This is a genomic window from Jeotgalibacillus malaysiensis (assembly GCF_044789845.1).
GTDB lineage: Bacteria > Bacillota > Bacilli > Bacillales > Jeotgalibacillaceae > Jeotgalibacillus > Jeotgalibacillus malaysiensis_A.
Map to the genome: position 1 here is coordinate 2046301 of NZ_CP085252.1, position 21280 is coordinate 2067580.

Below are 21280 nucleotides of genomic sequence, written 5' to 3' on the forward strand. Positions count from 1 at the left end.
AAATATAATAATTAAAATAGAAAATGGCTAGACACAGCATTATACTGAATCCAGCCATTACTAGTATTATTCTTACTTCCCTCTTTTCTTGATTGAATTTATAATATTTTTTGATACAAAATTAGAAATTTCTTTCGCTTCTTTATTTGTCATTTTCCCATTGCCACTTACAGTAAAGTTAAATGTATTATTCATTACCAGAGCTTCTCCAGTTTCATCACTCGCTGGATTCCTTTGACCATATGGAAGTAACTCTGATAACTGTTGTGCTACTTGTGCTGAGAATGGTCGCATTGCGTTTTTATCTTCAATTGGAAGAATCGCCTCTTTACCCGCTTCTGCAAGCCCAACTAATGAAGCCTGATCGAAAATACCACCCTTTTTAAACCAACTAATATTAAACTTAGGGATAGGAATACCCCATGAATTCTTATTCATAGATACGCTAACAGATGGAAGTTTTAACTTTGGCAACTTCCATGTAAAGTTAAAGGCATTTTTAATAGCGTCTACTGTATTCATGAATGTGCTCTTGGCTGTTTCTATTGGTGTAGTTATAGCAGATTTTAGAGAATCAAAAATAGTTCGCCCTTTAGTTAAAATACTGTCCATCTTACCTTTCGCAGTATTATACATATTGGTAAAGTGATTCTTCACGCTATTATAAATACCACTTGCCACGCTGGAGACTGTATTTTTCAAAGAATTAAATGCCGTTTCTCCTGTGCTTCTAATATTTGAATAAATTGATTTGGCTTTGTTGAAAAGGTTAGTGAAAAACTTAACTACATTGCTAACTAAAGAAGAAACAGCGCTTCCTGCATTACTCGCTAAACTCTTAAATGATGAAACAATGTTTGTTCCCATTGTCTTTATAAGATTTAGAGCACCTGTAGCTAAACTTTTTACGAGTTTTATAATCTTTCCATAGAAAAGTAAATTCAGCACATTCCATACTAATTCTACTGCACCACTTAAAGTTTGTTTAATACCTTCCCATAAACCTTTCCAATCACCTGTAAATAAACTGGAAAAGGTTTTTATTAATCCCATTATTAAATTTAGAGCACCGTCTATTGCACCCTTTATATTCGTCCACACCGTTTTTATTAATAATTCGGCAGCTGGCATGATAAATTGAATCACTGCCATAATACCGTTAAAAAGATTATCTACAGCTGTTTTGATCTGTGTTCCGTTTTCATTCCAGAAAGTTGTAATCATTCCTAGTTTCTCAGAAATGAAAGTAACTATGGCTTCTAAAATTGGTTGCACATAAGGGAGTATAAAAGCAAAAACTTCGGTGACGGCTGTTCTGATCCCATTAAAGGCAGCCAATGCTACTTGTTGGAGTGTAGTAATGAAACCTTTGACATTTTCAACAGCTGTCATAAACATTGCTATTTGTTCAGGAGAAAAACCTAACTTATGTAGTAAATTATTTGCACCTTCTCCATCACCTGCAATAGCCATGAATAATGCTTCAATTACACCTTTAAAAACAGTGAAAGCCTCTTTCACTCGATTAACTGAGCCTATAATATCTTCAATTTGTGCAGGGGACAATCCAAGTTTTGCAAATATATCAGAGGCTTCAGTATCATCCCCTCTAAGTAATGCAATAGCACCTTTAATAAATTCAAATGCAGAACTGATCTTTGTTTTTAATTCATCTGATTTTATACCAACTGTTGCAAAGTAAGCTACTATTCCCACTAATGCAGCAATAGCTAATGCTACTGGTGCTGATATTGCTGCAAATGCTCCAGCTACTGCACCAACAGATGAAATCATTGTTCCTAATACCATCAATAAAGGACCAATACCAGCAGCAATTAAACCGACAATGATAATTGCATTTTTCATACCTGAATCCATATTAGTTAACTTCAAATTTAAATCAGAAAAGAATTCTGCAGCTTTTTGAATATATGGCGCTAGTGTTTCACCTATTGAAATTGCTAAACCTTCAGCAGATGATTTAAGTGATCTGAAAGCTCCGCCTATACCACCTTCCATATGCTCTGCCATTTGCTGTGCAGTACCATCACTATTTCTCAAAGCCTCTTCCAATTCAACAATTGAATCAGTTCCTGCCTCTAAAGCAATGTTTACCCCTCTCATGGCTTCATCTTGGAATATGGCACTTAGAGCAGCATCTTTTTGTGCACCTGTCATACCTGCTGTAGAGGATTCAATATCACTAAGAATAGAAGTCATATCACGCATGTTTCCATTGGAATCATAGACTGCTACAGAAGTTTTACCAATTGCTATTGCTCCTTCTTCTGCATTCTTTTTGACATCTCTCAGCATTGCATTTAGAACAGTACCACCACTTGAACCTTTGATACCTGCATCTGCTAATTTACCTAAGATTGCAGCAGTTTGTTCTAAATCCATTCCGGCAGCATTAGCACTTGAACCAGCATATTTCATCGCTTCACCTAACTGAGTAACATCAGTATTAGATGAACTACTTACTTTAGCGAAAATATCTGTAGCCTTACCTGCATGATCTGCTGACATACCAAAAGCACTCATTGTATCAGTTACAATATCTGCAGCTGTATCTAAATCCATTGCACCTGCAGAAGCTAAATTAAGCATTGGACCAGTAGCATTTAAAATCTGGTTAGTATCCCAACCTGCAAGGGCTAACTTTTCCATTCCTTGTGCCGCTTGACTTGCACTAAATGCAGTTGTGGAACCTAACCTCTTAGCTTCATCTCTAAGAGATTTAGTATTCTTCTCTACCTCTTGAGTAGTCTTACCAAGTTTTGTTCCCATTGTTGCTTCAACTTTTCGCATCGAATCATCAAAACTAGTAAAAGTAGCAACCGCAGCTGCTCCTAATCCCGCTAACGGTGCTGTAACGTAGGTGGACATATTCTTGCCCACCTTGTTCATACCGTCACCAATAGCTTTAGTTTTATCTGAAAAACCTTTAGCAAATGAGTTAGCTTGATCTTTTGCAGCATTTAAACCTTTAGTAAACTGCTCAGTCTTAGCAACTATATTTGCTACTATTGAATATTCTTTTGCCATTTATTAACCACCAACTTTCTTATTTGAAGGCAAAAAAAAAGACACCTCTCAGCGAATGAAAGATGTCTTCTTATCTAGCCATTTTCATTTTGGCTTCTCTAATTGCTTGAAAATCAGTTTTCTGATTATCTTTTATTTCTACACTGTTGCCCCTAGCGTTATCTGTGAGCATATCTACAAAATTTTGCCTATCTTCTTTAGAAGCCTGTGGCATCATTTGCAGGTTATATTGCATCAGCAAATCAGATTTTCTACTACTTTCAATAATTTCACTTAACAAGAAATGCTCATCAATATAAACGTTCTCTAAAATGTAATCCTTAGTCCATTTATATTCTTTTGCGTATGTATGAACGATTGCCATTAATGCTTTCTGAAATAACATAGAAGTAGAACCTGATCTCTTAACATTTTTTGTATTAGAAGTTTCAGTTTTTACAGACCCTCGCCCTACTTCCTTACGAGAGCCTTGCGCAAGTTTTTTACTTTATCAATGATTAGATCAATATTGTTAATTTCTAAAACTGCTTCAATTAGTGAAAGAGCATCATCAAGCCCGGCTTCTTCTAGCACCTCTTTATCAAAACCAGTAGCAGCAGATAAAAATTTGATAGTTGTATCTGTTAATTGAGTTAATAGATATGGTGCTTTTTCAAGAATTGTTTCATTATTAATGTCAAGTGGTTGCCCATCTACAATGAATACTTCTTGAATACCATCTAATGCCATTGCTAGTTCTCCGAATCGCTTAAGTGGAATCTTTGTAACCGTTTCTTTCTTACCGTTAAATGTGATTGTTTTTGTATTTTTCAAATTGACACTCTCCTATTTTTTAATAAAAGAGATGTGAAGAATCACACCTCTTAGAAATATAAATTGTTTTAGATATTAAATAACTGGTGCTACTTCTTCACCAATACGGAAGTAGTTACCGTGTTGATTGATATTACCTGTTCTAGGTAATGCCATAAATTCAACCTCATAAACTGAAGCCTCTTTACCATATGTACGTTCAAATGTTCCTACTGGAAATGCCTTGAATACAGTTACATCAAACTCTTTACTGTCTCCAGCTTCAATAGGGTGAACAACTACTTCAACCGCTTTGTCTCTTGCGCGTTGCATTAACTTTCCATCAGTAAGACCAGTAACATTTCCTTCTACATCTGTTAGTTCCTCAAGGTGTGGCATAGCCATTTTAAATTTGCTGTAATCCTCTTGAGCAAATCGAACAGTTAGCATAACCTCCCATTTCTCAAGAGCTTTATCATATACACCCATCTCGTATACTTCTACATCAATGTAAGTAGGTGTGGCTGAGAATACAGCAGCATCACCCTGTAACCCTACATCTTCTCCATTGACTGTAATTTGTGCCATTCCAAAAGGAATTTTAATTGCTTCACTCATAATTTTGTTGCTCCTTCTTTATTTTATTTTTGAATTAAAAAAGCCAACTCAAAAGTAAATTCGTCTCTACTTTTCGAGTCAGCATATAGATAGGTTGTGTCATATAAAATGTAAGAGTTAATGATGTATGTATCGCCTAAAATGTAATGTTCTTTTTCATCGAACAAATCAATAATAGAATTACAAATCTCATAACCTTCCCTATAATTTTTATTTCTCACTTTAAACTCAATCACTCGTTCACGCTGCTTTAGATACCTATTAGTATTAGAGCTTCTCCCACCGATAACCGTAACAACATTGTCAGGATCATCAGGGTAGTGATTTATATATAAGTTCTCAGCGATTATATAATCAGTTAACTGATCTTCAATAAGTTGTGTGATAGCTTCAAGCAAAATTCATCACTCCTAACTCTGACCAATCTCCAATAAAAAACTTTGATTTAAAGTTTTCAATATTAGTTTTTCTTGCAACAAATTCAATATTGAAAGGTACAGTGGACTTATCATAGATTCTTTCAAATGGAGTTTTCGGACTGATATATGCATTAAAAATACAGATATCATATTCTTTGCTCTCTCCTGCATCCCTCGGATGAATAATCAAAGGTGCTGAATTTAAACCATTGAATCCAGTGTCTAACAAACCGCCTTTATAATCAGTCAAATTAGACATATATAGTTTCAATGACTCCTTTGAAGCATCAGTAAGTGAGATAGTAAATTTAACTTCATTATTTGATTCAATGAAATTTACTATCTCATTACCTTGTCCACCTCTTAATTCTTCAAATTTTGAGACTGAAGAAAAGATTCCTTCACTACCAATTGCTTTTAATTGCTGCTGACCAAAAGTTATATCACATAAACCAAATGGAATATACATATCTTCCATAACTTAATCCTTCAGCCTATCAAAGATAAAATTCATATATTGATCTGATTTAATTTCTAATGGCTGTGATAAATACTTTCGCCCAACTGTCATTCCATCTACATTAGGTTTCTTCCTTGAAGTTTCACCTAAATTGTAAATATCCTCATGCATCCTCAGAGCGTATTCTTTGTTATAACCCACTTTAGCTTCAATCTTTGAACCTGATGTAACAGCAGGCTCAACTGATCCGCTTTCCATTAGTCCACCTTCATCTAATGGTGCTAACTTTTGAGAAGTTGAGTGAACATCTTCAGCAACTTGATTAACTCCACTTTCAATATCAAGAATTTTTTCTTTAGCGTATGCTTCTAACTCTTTTGCAAATTGTTCAGGTGTCATCATAAATTAATCACCTTCTTAACTATTTCACCTAAAGTATTTCTTGTGATTCTAAGTGAAATGATTGGATAATCCTTTTCAGCATATTCAATCCAATCATTCAATTTCACTTCAGCAGTTGAAGGTAAAGTCACTTCTATTTGTGACACTACTTCTTCCCCAGCTTTATTTTTCACTAACTTGAAAGATTCTTTCACTCTACATGAAGTAACATGCTCATTAGTTTTCACCGGTTTTCCGTATGCGTCTTTTACCATTGAAAAAATTTTACAAGTCTGATGAAAAGTAATCATACAACTTCACCTTTTTGTTTGAATTTGTGCTTCTTTAGAAACCCAAAAACAATAGGTGAAATTAAGTTTCCTCTTACATCAACCTGAATATCTTCATACTTATAATTTCTTACACCCTGATTAATTAGATTGAATCGCTCTTTATCAAATGAAAGTAAATGAATAGCCTGTTCGCATACAGCGTGAAAATATGCTTCAGTTTCTTCAGTGCCAGGTCTAAGATCGAATGAGCTATCAATATAAGCTTTAGCTAGTTTCAAAATCGAATCTTGTTTAACTGGATCAGATTCAATCCAAAACTTTTCGTTTGGATGTGCTGATAAATACTCAGTTGCACTTTCAATTGTAATCACCCTTTAGCCACCTTCTTTTTAGCAGCAGTTGTAGGTTTTTTCGCAGAAGTGTTTGCAACTTTTTTGGCTTCAGGTTTATACAATTCAAAACCCTCACGATTTTTATATAAAGTTTCATAAGCTACTTTAGTAACCTCGACAACTTTTCCGGCATTATTTTTAACTTTGATCTTACTCATCATCTCACCTCCATAAAAAATAGGGGGATTGCTCCCCCATTGTTAAAACTTATGTAAGGTTAAATTATGGTGTAACTACAGCTGGCTTAAGTGCTGCAAATGCATCATCTTTAGTTACAGCATAAGCAACATGCATAACTACTCGTAACGCTACCATATCCTGTTCTGCAAGATTTACATTTCCTACAGTAGCTTCCTCAAGTAGCTTGTACTCGATATCTCCACGAACACCAACTACTGAATAACGGAAGTCACCTGTAATTGCTTCAGTAGCAGTTTTGTCAACTCCAAATGAATATCCCACAGGCTGACCGTATAACTCACCGCCAGCAGACTGAGTAACTGAAGGTACATAAAGTGGAGTTCCTTGATTATCTTTCAGTTTGCGTAGCTTATTTTTCATACCGTTATATGTAACGAATCCATTAACTTCATAACCATCTTCTTCTACTAGACCCATAGTGTCTGAGAAGTCATCGTGTAGCCCTTGTGCAGTATCTCCAATAGTTACCGCTTTACCAGTGCCATTAACCACACCAAGAAGAGATTTAGCATACATTGAGCTAGTTCCATTAATCGCTTCATGGTCAAACTTGCGGTAAAGCTGAGTCTCAATTTCAGGTTTAATCTCTTCAAATACATCTACAATTGAGTTATTAACCAGTTCATTTGAGAATGGTACAATAACAGCTAGTTTTTTAGTTTCAAGAGTTACGAAATCAAATTGAGCATCATCACTGTTAATTTTCTGTCCTTCGTCTACAAAGTATGCTGACAGTCCATTTAGTACAGAAATCTTCTTCGTTGGTGCTGTCATTGGCTCAAGTTTAGAAAGTTGCATTACAGTTGATCCGCTTTGTACTCCCTTTACAATTTCGTTTGATAGTTCCGTTGGGATTAGTCCTTGTGCGTTTGCTTTTAAAGTTGCCATAATAATAAATCATCCTTTTCGTTTTGTAATTTTTTGCATTTAAAAAAGCCACCCATTTTGAGTGACTGAAATTTTGAAACGTATTCAGTTGTGATTGAAAATTAAAACTTGCGTGATAATCCTTTAATGTAAGCTGTCTGTTTTACAGGTGACTCAGTAGAAGGATTAGCACCCTTGTTGCCAAATGACTCAGCTGTCACTTTATTAAACAACCCTTTTGAAGAAGCGTTCTCAATCCATTTCAGCTTTGCTGTATCTGATAAATTCTCAGGAATTAACTCTTTAAAATCATCTGGTACAGTTGCTAATTTAGATTCAAGTAGATCACTGAAAAACTGTTTATATTCTGAAACTTGATTCTTTAGTGGCTCATGTTCATCCTGCAGAGAGTCATATAATTCTTTATATTCTCCTGCTTTTTTCTTAGCTTCTAAATCATCTGTAGCTTTCTGATTTTCAATTTCTTCTAGCTTATCTTTTAATGATTTGTAATTATCATTAACCTCTTTGAATCTTGAATATGGAATAGTTTTATCTGCTTGTTGATCGTTTTTAACGTCTTCAGTTGACGAATTAGCAGAAGTGCTTTCAGTATTAGTTACTTCCTCTGTATTGGTATCTTTAATTTCTTCTGACATTGCTATCATCCTTTCGTCATTTTTACGTCTTTTGTGACGAGATTTTTGGCAAAATAAAAACACCCAAATGTATTATTTGCGTGAATGATAATCTTGCTTATTTAGTTCTTTGATATTGTTATTTAAATATTTGTTACTTGCTGATTTCCCCTCACCTTGAAATGCTGGCATATAGGATAAAAATAAATGCTTACATCCGGGGTGAAGTGTATTATAACCATAGTTAGGCAGACTGCTTAACGGTGGATATTTCTTGCTGTTACCGCTAATTGAAAACACCTTATCTTCAAAGTGTCTACACCAATCAGAAGCACTATGATTTGATATTTGAATCAAGTCAAAATTTTCATTATCAGAATAACGCTCACGATATTCAGCAAGTCTATTTAAAGTACCTGTGTTATGAATAATGCGTGATTTTGTTCTGACAGCCATATCGACATACTTATCAATCTTCCAACGCCTCTTTGAAGCATCTACAAATGAAGTGATACCTTTAGCTGCAATATCATCTTTCAGTTTCTTCTTAATCGTTTTATAAGATTCACCTGATTCAATCATGTCAGTTAAAATAGTTTTACTGGCTTCCCTGATAACTTTCTTTGCATCCTCATTCATGTAAATTGTGTTTCTAGCTAGATCATTGAATAGATCATTCTGAGCCTGTTTCAGCGCTTGTTTATGGATCATTGAAAAAGAATCATCCATTGAAACAATACCTTTTAGGCTGCTTGCTTTTTTATCAATATCAGATAATGACGAGAAATAATATTCGCTGATTTGCTTATCAATAAACCTTTTAACAGTATTATTCAGTCTCGTTAACCTGTTTTGAATTCGGTCAATTGCTCTATCTTCAAATGACTTCCCTCCACCTTTATCAATCATCCAAAAGATTTGCGAGAGAACAAAAGCATAGGCTAATGTGTATTCATTGATTAACTCTTGTGCCTCTTCATCTAGTTCCTCAATGCTCATTCAGTCTCACCTTCTTCACCTTCTTCAACATCTTCATTATTTGAAGTGGAAAACATTGAATCATTTAAGAAAGATGAATTAGTCGATTCAGCTTGTTCCTGCAGAATCATTAAATACTCTTCCTCAACTTGCTGAGAAGTATAATGAGGATTCATTCTACCAATTGAAGATTTAATAGCAGTAATTCCAGCAGAAACTTTTAGCTGTTCTTCTTGTGCTTCTTCAAACTTATCCTTTGGCATAGATACATAAATATCTATTTTAGGAAGTGCAGGAGTATAATTTTCATTTCCTCCAATCACCTCTAATTGCTGAGCAATAAATAATACTTTCTTGATAGCACGTTTCCAATATAAAAGAGAATTTTCAATTGTATTTTGTGTACGGAAAGATTTTATTTTAATTGACCTTGCAGAGGCTGCAGAAGCTTCTTTGGATAGTCCATATAGAGAAGGATTAAACGGAGAAACAAGGTAAATAGATTTCATTAGCACGTTTTCAATGTAATCAAAGTTCGCTTGTAGCTTACTTTCAAAACTCATATATTCTGGTTTCACTTCGTCTTTATCTGTTGGCAGGAATAATGAAGAGTCTTCACTCTTACTAAATTGATATTGAGCATCTAACAATGTTTCTGAACCAATGATTGAAGGGTTGGAATGTTTGTCAAGAATCTTACTGATCTGTGATACTCGCCAATTGTATTCCTCCAGTAAATTCTCCATACCAGTGAACATTGAATAACCAAAGAATTCACCATTCCTTCTAGAAAATGGAACATATGTCAAAGGTGACTCTGTAAGAAAAGTATTAACCTCTTCTGATTCAATTTCAGCACCTGATCCATCATCAGCATAATAACTTTTGGACATTGTGCACCAGTAGTACCCATCATCTCTTTTAGCATAAGTTTCTTTAAATAAAAACTGCTCATCACCTTCAGTTACAGGAAAAGCAATAGTTTCACTGAGTAGTTTTCTTTGATTGTATGGATCAATCTGAGGAAAATAATAATCAGGCTGCACATATGTAATTTCAGATTTACCGTTATTCAAATAGTTTTTAAATACCGCTCCACCTTTAGCAGCTACTGTAATTGCCATTTCAGATAACATTGAATCAAATTCATTTTCATAAATCATTCTATCAACAGCAGAATCGGCAGGTTCATTATTAGCTACTTCAGCACGGATATTATCTTTAAAAGATAAGTCTCTGTATAGCTCCACCATTTCTTTCGCCAGTGGGACAGCAATATATTTATTGCGAGTCCGTTTAAAATCAGGATCATTCATAAATATGTTCCAATTCCGCAAATACTCTTGGTGTCTTTTACTCTTAAAATTAATTTCTGTAATTTGTCTCACCCCTTTCAAATAGATTTATAGCCATGATGGTTTTGGTTGTATCTTCTTTGGTTTCTTAATTTTTTCGATAATCTGCCATGCTCCCTGACATGAATCAACAGCGTCATCATGCCTTGCGTTCATATTCCAATCTTTAACCTGAGAATTGTAAATCATGTTATCTCGATTAAATTTTAAAATACCGTTTGCTACATCTGGCTGAAGCTGCATGATTCTAACTTCTTTATTTGAACGTGGTTTAATCGGTAATGTTCTCACATGAAAAATTTCATTTTTTACTAACTTTTTCTTCAACTCTTCTAGCAGATATTCCTGAAAGAGAGTTGATTCAAAAGCTAATACTTCTAAATCTTCATATTGCTTCACCTTCTGAACAATTAAATCTAATAACTGATCTGGTGGAATCCGCTGGATAGAGCCATCAATCACATACTTATAATTAGTGACTTTATGCTTTGCCATAATTGTTATGGCAGAGAAATCACCTTTCTTCTTACCCATTGCAGGATCAACAAACATAACTAAATTACATTCTTCAAAATCAGGTAGCTTGTCCCAATAGCTTAATGATTGGAATACATACTCATCTAATCCTCTAGGCTGACACATCATTTCTTTGTAGAAGGAGGATTCACCATCATCAACAAGTTTTTTCATCAAGTGATAATAATTAAATTTTTCATTCCATAAGACTTCAGTTCCTTCTAACATTTCATCCTTATTGGCAATAAAAAAAGCGTGAGCAGTAGCTTCACGTTCTTTGTCTTCAAGCGATGTATAAAGTTTTCTCCATTCTTCCCAAAGGTCTGTTCTTCTGGCCCATTGTAAAACGGATTGAAAAAATAATTTCTTATACCCTGTGGTTTCTGGATTAAGTAGCTCAGCCACTATATCTTCATTATGTAAAATTGTTCCCACTACTAATACACGTGAATGTTCATCACCTGCATTCAGTAACGAATCTTTATATGTATTACTTAACTTTTCTCTGGCTGAATCAGATTCAGCAACTTTATCTTTTATCAAATCATCACATAGGATTAACTGTGCTCTATGTTCCTTATATCTGATCCCACGAATAGAACCATCAATTCCCCGAACAGTTAAACACGTGTCATTCTTTAACCAGATTTCATTTGCAGCCCACTTTTCAGATGATTTCATTTTTCCAAAGTCAGAAAGAATGGCATCGTTTGAAACCAATTCATCTTTAATCATTTGTAGAAATGGAATGGCTGTATCTTCAGTAGCTGAAACTAGCAGAATAAATTGAAGTTTTTTGTACAGAAGAATATATAAGGGGAATAAAAATGATGAGAGCGTTGATTTCCCATATCCTCTAGGGACACCAACTGCCATTCTCTTTCCTTCATTCTCAATGAGCCAATTTAATTCACTCATCAATGAAGTATGAAAATCACAAAATGGCTTTGCAAAATACTTTGGAAAATAAGCTTGAGCAAAATAGGTTAAATCAATTTCTGCCAGCATTTTTCTGACACTGTTTTTGCCTGTCAGTGGATAATTTTGAATGATTTCTCTGATCTGTTCATCAGTGAAATGCAACTTCAGGTGCTTCAACATTAATTCTTTTTCTTTCGTGTTTATATTATTGTCCTCCTTCCATTAATCAAAAGTGTGTGTATTTGATATTATTTGAACTGTATGATTAGATTCTGAAGGTTTAATTTAATCAGTAGAGTGTTTATACTCTAAATTTGAGAATCTAATGATTCAGTTCAAAAGCGCTTAAATACACATCTTTTTTTAACTTGCTAAATTTGTTACTGATAATTTCTTATTGATTGAAATATTTTTTCTCGCTAATCTTTTAGCAGCGTTTAAATGTTCAACTGGTACTGCATATTGAGTAGCTTTTAATTTTCCTTGTAGATAATGATAAGTAGCATGAACAGTGAAGCCCTTCTTGAAGTAGTACCGCTCAATAGATTTCATTAGCTTGCGGTCATCAATATATAATGCATAATGTGACGGTGAAACTTTCCAAAGATGATCTATAATTTGCATGGGGCTGTGCTCTCCTTTAGTTTTTAAATTAGATGTGTATTGATATAGATTTATAAGTAAATGAAGCGATTCTGACTGTTTAAATAAGATGGTGGAGTATTTATATTCTGATTGAATAAAACCGCTTAAAAGTTGATTAAATCGAGTAAAAATTCAATTTGTAGAGATATAACAGATGAATGTTGAGTTTTGGTAGATATGAAGGAATGCAGTTTAAATATTCAAATCGTGAAAATAGGATAGAAATTTTTAGGTTGTAGTGCGTGGGGTATTTTAATTCTAAAAAGTGGGTGGGGGGTATTCAAAGTAAAATGACCTCTGTTCCCTAACCTTCCTTTGCATTTAAGCCAAAAATAATACCAACTCTACTTTTATAAGCACCAGTGAAAAAGGTTATCTGAATTTAATCAAACAACCTTTAATCACTTGCTTCATTCACCTTACTTAACGCTTATCACTCTTCACTATGTTAGTGCTTCACTATCAGTACACTAAATGCTCTCACTCCTGCTACACCTGACTGACCATAGGCACAATAGATATACTATCCTTCATCATGTATGGCTGTACCAGTGGCAGCAGTTAAGCAGTCACTCTCCTTCTCTTCAACAGTCACCCTCTCCCCCCTCACCATCCTGAACAGCTAATGACATAACTCCATATGAATCAGCTAAGATACTTAGGAGTTAATACTAAGTTGTAATCAGATGCTACTGCTATTCAATTACACAGCAGTTATATTCATACGTATTCTTCTGTGCTGGTTGATCTGCACTCATAAATCAAAACTGAAATTGATAATTCAGATGCAAACTACGTTTATAATTGTGATCCTGAATCCAAATAGACAATTGAAAAGTATTCCCTCATTTTATTCTCATTCGCACTGCTCAACTAAGCTGAACAATAAAGCTTCAAGTATTTTAATCTCAAAAACAAAATCGCATTTTTAAAATTTAAATTGAAATCGAATTAATTATAATTGCGTATAACTTGACTTATACGCAATTATATATGTAAAATAAAGATACTCAATACATAGTATCAGTATCTAACCGCTTATCTTTTATCAGTCTACATTGCGTATAACTAATTATAAGGAGTGATTCACGTGATTGAACAATTCATTCAACATCTCGAAAAGAAAGAAGCCAGCAGTAATACTATTAAGAATTATAAGCGTGACCTTCAGTTATTCGATAAGTATGTAGCTGATAAAGGTTACAGCATGAGCAACCTAAATGAAGTGTTAGTTCAACAGTATGTAAATGAACTGAATAAGAAGTATGCTGCTACTACTACAAATAGAATGTTTGCAGCTATCAGTTCCTACTGTCACTTCACGAAGCAGTCTGAAGCTGTATATGACATTAGCAAGATTAAGACTAAGCATATCAGCAAACAGGAAGCTAAAGGACTTGAAGAAGCTGAATGGCAATCAATCCGCTTATCAATTGCTAACAATAAATCTAATCCAAATAGAGAACGTGACCTTGCTTTATTTGATTTCTTATTATTTTCAGGTGTCCGTATTTCAGAATTAGTTGCTTTAAATAAAGACAACATAACCTTTAAGAAAGGTGTTTACACTATTCATATCACTGACTCAAAGAACAAATCAGAGCGTTATGTATATATGGACAGCAAGCAATATAAGTATATAAAACGCTACTTAGATCAGCGTACAGATGATTGTGAAGCTTTGTTTATATCCAGTAGAAATAAAAGAATTTCAATTAGAACAGTTCAGCATATGCTTAACAAATATGAAATTCATCCGCATGAATTGAGACATACTTTTTGTTCTACATTGACTAGAAATAATGTAGATTTAGTTACAGTCGCTTCACTTGCTGGTCACACTGATATTAATACAACTAGACGTTACTCCAATCCAACGGCAAAAGAGATGGCAGAGGCAGTGTCGAGAGTATTTAACTCTTAATGCTGCTTTATTCTTTTTCATTGAGCATATCTAACATAACATTCTTTTCTTCTTTATCTTCTTTATTAATACTGATTTCTTGTTTCTGATTCTGAAGCCAACCAGCATAATTTAAAAGAGTAGTTGTTGTGTGGTATCTAGCCATATCATTTTTAGTCGTTTTTCTGATCTGCTCCAATGAATCAATATATTCTTCAACATTTCCTTTAACTGCTTCTCTCAGGAATTCACTTTTCAATTCAGTCATTTCATTTAACATATCTCTGAATTCTTGCTTCTTCATCCACTCATAGAATGTTTTTCGACTTACCCCTACTTCTTCAGCAATTGCCGTAACAGTTTTATTGCCGTGAACTATTAGCTCAATTGCTTTAATTTGATTTTCTCTTAGCATTTATTTCACCTCCTACTATATATCCAAATTTTTCATGGTGTTTCCATTTGTCCGATGTTGCTTTAAATTTTTAATTTCCCTTATTCATAACGCAATTACTTTTATTCTCTACTCTATTTGATACTTTATAAAGAATTTTAATTACATTATCAAGAACGGAAATTATAATAAAAAACACCCAACTATTGAGCGTTAATTACCTGTTTGCATTTCATTACTCATGTAGTTTTTTAATGCTGCAAAACCATTAAGCAAATCTCCACCAATTTTATTTTCTTCACCTTTAAAACCAGTTCGATTCTGTATTTGATAAACAGCTATTTCTTTATTTATCATCAGTTTATTTAAATTATCTATAATCTTTCTAGTGATACTAAACACTTTATTTGAAAAATATAATTCATCTTGTTCTAAATCACTTATTAAAGAATTAAACTCTTTACTGAGTTGTTCAAATTCATATTGCTGGATTAAAAATTCAATTTTCATCATTCTATCTACATAATCTGAATCATTCTCATAAATTTGTTTAATTACCTTTGGGTCTATCATGTATCTCTCAGCAAAATTAATATCTTCTTCTTCATTAATACCTAATACTTGTTCAAAATGTCGGGTTGGATCGCTGGTTAAATTCTGATGAAATTTCAGTATTCTTTTATAATAGGTAGGATATATCTCATGCTTCTTTGTATTGTACATTGACCAATTATGTATCTCTTTCTGATAACCATGTTTAATTTCTTCTGTAACAGCTTCTAGTTTGTTTTTATGTTCGTTTATACCTTTAGTTAATTTACTCTCAACCATCTTTTGTAAAAAAACTTTTAAGTAAACTACTACTGCACCAATAGAGACTGCAGCACCTGAAATAAAACCCAATAAAGTGTCCATGAATTCACCTCGTTAGATGACTACTTTATAAATCCCTTAATCTCTTTAATTCCTTTATACACTTTACTCCATGCACTATTCTCACTCAAATACTTCTCACCTTTTTCAGTTACATGAACTGCTTGAAGAAAATATGGTCTGTTATCTGCATAACCCACACCTCGAATATAACCTTCTCTTCCAAGAAACCTAACAGCTTCGTCAAACTCATTTTGTTCAACCGGAAAATCAGCATCGGATATGTTTTTATTTCCATTGTCAAATTCTTTTAAGATCGCATATCTAAGTTTTTGCTTATTCATTTTCTGATTCATCCTTTTTTAGTTTATGAAAGGCATCAATCTTAGTTAAAATGTAATCTAGTATAATAATACTTTTTATAGAGTTTAACTCTGTACCATACTCATAAAACTTGCCATGCATCATAGCATGTCTACTTAAATGATCTATTGGATCATCATGTTTAAATTGACTTAAGAGCTTTTCCTTATAATATCTGTCCCAATTATTATCTAATGTATCTGAATGACAACTTAAAACCCTTTCAAATGTATCTTTCAGTTGTTTTGTTTTAAATTCATCCTTGCCATTTCTGATGTCAGGAAATGTATCAGCTAACATTCCTTCGATTTGAGGGTATATCACTGGTACTGATAAGAAATACAATTTATTTTTGTGACCTTCAACTATCTGCCTTAAAATCTCGATTCTTTTTCCTAACCAAGTATAATGACTCCATATAGATAATTTCATTTCAACATATCTATAGGTGTATCGACTTAAGATAAAACCATCAAGTAACTCAATTACTTGTTCATCATCAACGCACTTTTTAATTTCATCAATTAATAATTCCATATCCGACATTCTCAAATTAGGCATAGGTGGATATTCAATCTCGCCTAATAGCTGTTCAAACTCGTTTATAGTTTGAATCCCACTTGTCATAAAAGCTTGTATGGCATCTAACTTTCTCTTCTCATTTTCCAAAGCTTTCAAAGGTGTAGCCATTTGTTTTTCAAAGTGACTTCGATGAATTCTGTTCAACTTATCAAATTTATTTATTTGCTTTTGAATTATGTCTAATGCTGAGTTAGAATACACTTTACCACCTCAAGAATATTTTTATTATAAACCAAACATCTGTTTACCAACTTGAATCATTAAGGCTTTAACCATATCTAGTGGTATGTTTTTTAAATTCATCCCTTGCCGCTTTATTTCATCTTGAGTTTTATTCCAAATAGTATCATTCCTAATAGCATCTAGGAAGTCATGCCCACTATTGGTTAAGCTTTTAGCACCCCATAAATAAATATCGAAGCCCAGATCTTTTCCTTCAAGAAAACCTGCCTCAACTAATAATTTAATATGATATGAAATTACCTTACTATCATAATTATCAATTGTAATGTTATATTTTAACTTGTCGGGCTGTTGATCTAGTTCTATGTACAGTAAAATTTTCTTGAGCAATTCCACATTTCTTTCCATAATAACCATGTACCTCCCTGTCTGATAATTCTAATTATAACATCAAACAGGAACATATGTACTAAAATCATTTTAACTCAATAAAAAGTCAGCTACAGCATTCTCCACTTTTCTATAAATATTGTGAGCATCTTCTATTGAAATACCGTACTCATACTTCACTAAATCATAAATTTTTTCATCATCAATAACCGGATCATAATTCTGTCCATTGTTTGTGATTCCATTAAATGTGCCGTAAATAAATTTATATACATCCTTCTCAAAAGCAGACACAGCGAATAAATGGTCAACTTCTGGTATGTGTGTAAGTGTCATTGTTATCACCCCTTTTAGAAAAAATAAAAAGCCATATACAACAAAATGACCTCGCTCGAATTAACGAGGAGGTCATGATACAGTTAGAAAATACCTTCAATAATCAAAGGTCATGCCATTAGGCTAGATAAAACTGTATACGTTATTATATGTTGTAAAATAATTTATATTCTAATAAATGTAGAAAGAGAGTCATTACTGACTCTCTTAGAAATACTTCATTTAAGAAGTCATGTCTCAAAAGAGACTAGATATTTAAGTAATTACAATATAACTTGTTAAACACTAAATGTCAAGTGATAACTGAGAAATTAAACTTTTACTTACTTCTTTCATTTTTTCTTTTTTAACCATACCAACTTTTAACCCTAACCTAGCTTTATCAATAGTCATTACATCAGAAAGAATGATTCGAGATGGGTTTTTTGTTAATTTAACCCCGTCTTCCAAATCATCACTTACTATTCTCATCTGATATGGCTCTTTCACTATATTTCCATCACCTTCAATCGGTAAGACATTTACTTTTTGTGAAAATAAGTTTCCTGCTGAATTCTGAAGTATAATTACAGGATGCTCTCCACTCAATTCACTTCCCAAATTTTCACCTAAATAAGCACTGTAAATTTGTCCCCTGATTGGTTTAACAGGATGTTTATTTTTATCTTTACCAGATTTAGGTCTTTGATTGTTCAATTGCTCTGAAGTATAGGTAAGTCTAATATTTTCAGATATAAAATTCAATATTCCATCATACTTTTTGAAATCTGATTTCTTTAAAGTATTTATTACCTTGATTGTTCGATTAATTAAAATGTCTTTAGACTTTTGATTTAATTCTTCTAATTCATCATATTTTTTAATTTCTCACACCTCCGATCTCATCAATTATACGACAAGACAGGAGGTATTTCCTCATATTTTACTATTTTATATGAATATTCTCACTCACTATACACTCAACCATACCAAACTAAAATAATCATTGACACTTTTTCTTCTCCACTATCTACTTTATATATTCTTTCACATCATGATCTTCACATGTAGGAAAATCTCCATAAATTTGTTCAAGTACATTCTCCATCAACATGATTTGATAATAAGTTTTTATATTTTGTATTGCTCACATAAGGAAAATTATTTTTAATCATAGTTGTTTACTCCCTGCTGCTTTTTTAAATGCATCTGAAATGGTAGTTTTTAATCCATCGTCTAAACTCTCATATAAACTTGTTAGATTATTTTCATCAGCAATCTGATTCAGTTGAAATCCCTTTTCCTCTTTTACTTCTTTCGGCATTTCACCTTGTTGAGCCAGTTTTAAATAATCAACTTGATTTAACAGTGTCAGGATATCCTCCTGAAGCCTATCAATGTATTTAATCATTCCTTTAAACAACTGCTCATTAGCTTTCCTTGCAGCATTAAAGGATTCATTATATACAAGCTGCTTAAGCTCACCAACATCCAATGCCTCAATGATTTGGTCATCTTCATCAAAATCAAAATATCCCATCATTATTCCACCTTTTTTATTTGAAAAATCTATATCTGATCTTAAAAATCTTGTTTACTTGTTCAATTTGCTTATCGGTCATTACTCGTTGACCGTTTTCAATTAATGAAATGAGAGTTTGACTAACCTTTAGAAGCCTAGCCAACTCTGATTGTTTCATTCCTATTGTGACTCTCAGCATCTTAAGTTGCTTTCCTGTCATCTCTATCACTTCCATTCGGGGTAACTTTCGGGGGTGTAAATGTGTAATAAAATATTACACTGAAGGCAAAAAGAAAACTTCCAGTGAGATTCTATGAACACTGGAAGTAAAAAGGGAAATTAAATTAAATGTCTAACAATTTAAATGGCTCGCAAGAAAATTGTAGAACTATTTAGCAAAGGAATTCGGGTGGTATACCGAACCCTACACTTATAATAGGTAGTTATAATATAATATTACACATTTTTGAGTATTTTTACCATTATTAATAAAAAGACAAGACAGCTTTCACACTGTCTTCCCCATCAACTCAGACTGCTTTATTCTGTTTGTTTTTCTTACTGTTCTTCTTATTCTGCACCTTTTCACACTGCTTGCAGAAAGGCTTTCTACCGTCAGTCATATTCTTTTCATCTGCATAAAACTCATTGATAAATTTTTCTTTCTTGCACTTCTTGCATTGCTTCTTATCTAATTTATTGACAACTGCCTCAAAGCTCATAGCAATTTGTTTTCCAATTTTCGACTTGATTTCACACTTTAGTTTGCTGGTTGTTGTATCAATCTGATATGTACATTTTAAATAATTTACAATAAAATCATACGGTCTTTTAGCAAATTGAATTCTTTCCTTATCTGTTTTAATCTTATGTAATGCTACCTGATCTTGAATAATAAATCTTACTATGTCTTTTTGATATTCTTCTAGCTCAGACATTCTCACTGCTTCCTCAAAGTAATCAAAGAGCTGTCTAATCCTGTGATTTGAACTCTTTTCAAGGCTATATTTATTTCTCATATCTGCATATAGAAACTGTCCATAGCCACCTACTGAATTAATTTTTAATAATGCTGCCACTACTGCCGGATCATGTAAGTGTTCTAACTGTGCTGACAAATTGTCCATCACTTGAGAGTGTTCCATATATTTTTCAGAAGCCTGTCCTGTAGCTCTGATTGGCTTTCTAAGCTGCTCATGAATGATAGTCAGCTCATAGAATGATGCTCTATATAATTTAACAATGGCTCTATACTGCTTTTCAGAATTGAAATTAAGCATATAATTCAGCCAGTAATTCCATTTCTTCTGAAAGTCCAACTCGCTTATGTATGAAATTTTTCCTCTCAGCTGATTTTTAAATGTATTTAAACCCTCATCATTACCTGATTCAATTGCTTCTTTTAACTCCTGCTGGATCGGCAGAAACTCAGTCTCAATTTCATTTATGTATTTTCTCTTTAGATGCTCTTTAACTTCATCTGACTGATCTGTAAGTAACCCAAACTTTTCACCAAACTCTACTACTCGTTCATATGCCAATTTTAATTCAAGGTATTTACTCAGAGCCTTATACATGGATGAGTTACGTTTATTTCTTCTATCTGCAGCACTAAACCGTTGATTATGTATATCCTTTTTGACTTCATCATTAAGAAATGGCTCAAGATATAAACCTGCCTCAAGGGAATCTGCTGAAAGCTTGTCCCCTCCTGAAGTCATGATGAAAGATAATTCTCTTTTTCTGCTGGTCTTCTCGCTGTCAGATGTAAGAATAGTATATAATTCTGCTGGCTCTCCATTAGAATTATAGTCATCTTCCCACTTGCTGAAATACTCAGAGTGGTCAGGATTATCTTTATCAAACTTATGCTTTTCCAAAAGGTAATCAGCAGTGAATCCTAATGCTCTTGTATAAGGATCGTCTTGATTGATCTGACTGCCATCGTGAGTATATACATTATCTCTGTATTGGAAGCCTGATTGATAATCAACTAAATCATTGAGCCTGTTTTCTTCAAACAGTAATTCATTTAGTAATTGATTTCTTTCATCAGCAGATAGTAAGTTTCTATCCAATAGCCTGTTGATTTCTCTAACTCTTTTTGCTGCGTCTTCGGTGGTAATTGTCGTTTCTAAATAGTTTATAGTCAAATTTAGTTTCTCCTTTTAAGTTGAATAGTTGTTTAATGTTAGTCATTTAAATCTCTCCTTTTGTGCTCTGGGCACTGT

The 21280-nt window shown here is 33.3% G+C and carries 27 protein-coding genes; 1 reads left to right on the forward strand and 26 read right to left on the reverse strand.

The features are described from left to right. Positions 1–72 precede the first annotated feature (72 nt). The 16 genes from LG330_RS11035 to LG330_RS11110 form a co-directional block, all read right to left on the reverse strand. Positions 73–3048, reverse strand: coding sequence for a phage tail tape measure protein (locus LG330_RS11035; RefSeq protein ID WP_404403793.1), 2976 nt, complete (start codon positions 3046–3048; stop codon positions 73–75). A gap of 70 nt (positions 3049–3118) precedes the next feature. Beyond that, positions 3119–3433: a hypothetical protein gene (locus LG330_RS11040; protein ID WP_404403795.1), complete on the reverse strand. Its 315-nt coding sequence runs from the start codon at positions 3431–3433 to the stop codon at positions 3119–3121. A 65-nt stretch (positions 3434–3498) separates the two neighbouring features. After that, entirely contained in the window at positions 3499–3861 is a 363-nt protein-coding gene (locus LG330_RS11045; RefSeq protein WP_404403797.1) for a hypothetical protein, read from the reverse strand. A gap of 75 nt (positions 3862–3936) precedes the next feature. Next, complete coding sequence (locus LG330_RS11050; RefSeq protein WP_404403799.1) at positions 3937–4458, reverse strand: hypothetical protein; 522 nt, start codon at positions 4456–4458, stop codon at positions 3937–3939. 23 nt (positions 4459–4481) lie between these two features. Next, positions 4482–4856 carry a minor capsid protein gene (locus LG330_RS11055; RefSeq protein ID WP_404403801.1) on the reverse strand — a complete coding sequence of 125 codons (375 nt, stop codon included), beginning with the start codon at positions 4854–4856 and terminating at the stop codon, positions 4482–4484. Then, the gene (locus LG330_RS11060) at positions 4849–5355 is read right to left on the reverse strand and encodes a hypothetical protein (RefSeq protein ID WP_404403803.1); all 507 of its coding nucleotides are present in this window, start codon (positions 5353–5355) and stop codon (positions 4849–4851) included. Before LG330_RS11060 ends, LG330_RS11055 begins: the two co-directional genes overlap by 8 nt. A gap of 3 nt (positions 5356–5358) precedes the next feature. After that, complete coding sequence (locus LG330_RS11065) at positions 5359–5739, reverse strand: hypothetical protein (RefSeq protein WP_404403805.1); 381 nt, start codon at positions 5737–5739, stop codon at positions 5359–5361. After that, positions 5736–6029, reverse strand: a complete 294-nt coding sequence (locus LG330_RS11070) for a hypothetical protein (RefSeq protein ID WP_404403807.1) — start codon at positions 6027–6029, stop codon at positions 5736–5738. Before LG330_RS11070 ends, LG330_RS11065 begins: the two co-directional genes overlap by 4 nt. Then, the gene (locus LG330_RS11075; RefSeq protein WP_404403809.1) at positions 6026–6382 is read right to left on the reverse strand and encodes a hypothetical protein; all 357 of its coding nucleotides are present in this window, start codon (positions 6380–6382) and stop codon (positions 6026–6028) included. Before LG330_RS11075 ends, LG330_RS11070 begins: the two co-directional genes overlap by 4 nt. Further along, positions 6379–6561: a hypothetical protein gene (locus tag LG330_RS11080; protein WP_404403811.1), complete on the reverse strand. Its 183-nt coding sequence runs from the start codon at positions 6559–6561 to the stop codon at positions 6379–6381. Before LG330_RS11080 ends, LG330_RS11075 begins: the two co-directional genes overlap by 4 nt. A gap of 64 nt (positions 6562–6625) precedes the next feature. Further along, on the reverse strand, positions 6626–7492 hold the full coding sequence (locus LG330_RS11085; protein WP_404403813.1) for a phage major capsid protein: 867 nt from the start codon (positions 7490–7492) through the stop codon (positions 6626–6628). A 101-nt stretch (positions 7493–7593) separates the two neighbouring features. Continuing rightward, the gene (locus LG330_RS11090) at positions 7594–8130 is read right to left on the reverse strand and encodes a hypothetical protein (RefSeq protein WP_404403815.1); all 537 of its coding nucleotides are present in this window, start codon (positions 8128–8130) and stop codon (positions 7594–7596) included. Positions 8131–8202: 72 nt separating this feature from the next. Then, entirely contained in the window at positions 8203–9108 is a 906-nt protein-coding gene (locus LG330_RS11095; RefSeq protein ID WP_404403817.1) for a phage minor capsid protein, read from the reverse strand. After that, positions 9105–10475 carry a phage portal protein gene (locus LG330_RS11100; protein WP_404403819.1) on the reverse strand — a complete coding sequence of 457 codons (1371 nt, stop codon included), beginning with the start codon at positions 10473–10475 and terminating at the stop codon, positions 9105–9107. Before LG330_RS11100 ends, LG330_RS11095 begins: the two co-directional genes overlap by 4 nt. A 15-nt stretch (positions 10476–10490) precedes the next feature. Then, positions 10491–12059: a phage terminase large subunit gene (gene terL / locus LG330_RS11105; protein WP_404403821.1), complete on the reverse strand. Its 1569-nt coding sequence runs from the start codon at positions 12057–12059 to the stop codon at positions 10491–10493. Between the two features lie 183 nt (positions 12060–12242). Further along, positions 12243–12503, reverse strand: coding sequence for a hypothetical protein (locus LG330_RS11110; protein ID WP_404403823.1), 261 nt, complete (start codon positions 12501–12503; stop codon positions 12243–12245). Between the two features lie 1111 nt (positions 12504–13614). On the opposite strand from LG330_RS11110, the gene LG330_RS11115 reads away from it, so the two are divergent. Next, positions 13615–14448, forward strand: coding sequence for a tyrosine-type recombinase/integrase (locus tag LG330_RS11115; RefSeq protein ID WP_404403825.1), 834 nt, complete (start codon positions 13615–13617; stop codon positions 14446–14448). Between the two features lie 7 nt (positions 14449–14455). Here the strand turns inward: LG330_RS11115 and LG330_RS11120 are convergent, their stop codons facing one another. The 10 genes from LG330_RS11120 to LG330_RS11165 all read right to left on the reverse strand — a co-directional run bounded on the left by LG330_RS11120 (position 14456) and on the right by LG330_RS11165 (position 21202). After that, positions 14456–14842, reverse strand: coding sequence for a phBC6A51 family helix-turn-helix protein (locus LG330_RS11120; protein WP_404403827.1), 387 nt, complete (start codon positions 14840–14842; stop codon positions 14456–14458). Between the two features lie 192 nt (positions 14843–15034). Then, complete coding sequence (locus LG330_RS11125; protein WP_404403829.1) at positions 15035–15736, reverse strand: hypothetical protein; 702 nt, start codon at positions 15734–15736, stop codon at positions 15035–15037. A 20-nt stretch (positions 15737–15756) separates the two neighbouring features. After that, positions 15757–16038: a YjcQ family protein gene (locus LG330_RS11130; RefSeq protein ID WP_404403831.1), complete on the reverse strand. Its 282-nt coding sequence runs from the start codon at positions 16036–16038 to the stop codon at positions 15757–15759. Beyond that, positions 16031–16840, reverse strand: a complete 810-nt coding sequence (locus LG330_RS11135; protein WP_404403833.1) for a hypothetical protein — start codon at positions 16838–16840, stop codon at positions 16031–16033. The genes LG330_RS11130 and LG330_RS11135 overlap by 8 nt, the downstream gene beginning before the upstream one ends. Positions 16841–16864: 24 nt before the next feature. After that, a complete protein-coding gene (locus LG330_RS11140) occupies positions 16865–17230 on the reverse strand; it encodes a DUF2513 domain-containing protein (RefSeq protein ID WP_404403835.1) in 366 nt (121 codons plus the stop codon). Positions 17231–17302: 72 nt separating this feature from the next. Continuing rightward, positions 17303–17548, reverse strand: coding sequence for a hypothetical protein (locus tag LG330_RS11145; RefSeq protein WP_404403837.1), 246 nt, complete (start codon positions 17546–17548; stop codon positions 17303–17305). 285 nt (positions 17549–17833) lie between these two features. Beyond that, on the reverse strand, positions 17834–18292 hold the full coding sequence (locus tag LG330_RS11150) for a type II toxin-antitoxin system PemK/MazF family toxin (RefSeq protein ID WP_404403839.1): 459 nt from the start codon (positions 18290–18292) through the stop codon (positions 17834–17836). A gap of 406 nt (positions 18293–18698) precedes the next feature. Then, the gene (locus tag LG330_RS11155) at positions 18699–19067 is read right to left on the reverse strand and encodes a hypothetical protein (protein WP_404403841.1); all 369 of its coding nucleotides are present in this window, start codon (positions 19065–19067) and stop codon (positions 18699–18701) included. A 16-nt stretch (positions 19068–19083) separates the two neighbouring features. Continuing rightward, positions 19084–19284 carry a helix-turn-helix domain-containing protein gene (locus LG330_RS11160; RefSeq protein ID WP_404403843.1) on the reverse strand — a complete coding sequence of 67 codons (201 nt, stop codon included), beginning with the start codon at positions 19282–19284 and terminating at the stop codon, positions 19084–19086. A 295-nt stretch (positions 19285–19579) separates the two neighbouring features. Further along, the gene (locus LG330_RS11165; RefSeq protein WP_404403845.1) at positions 19580–21202 is read right to left on the reverse strand and encodes a hypothetical protein; all 1623 of its coding nucleotides are present in this window, start codon (positions 21200–21202) and stop codon (positions 19580–19582) included. Between the last annotated feature and the right edge of the window lie 78 nt (positions 21203–21280).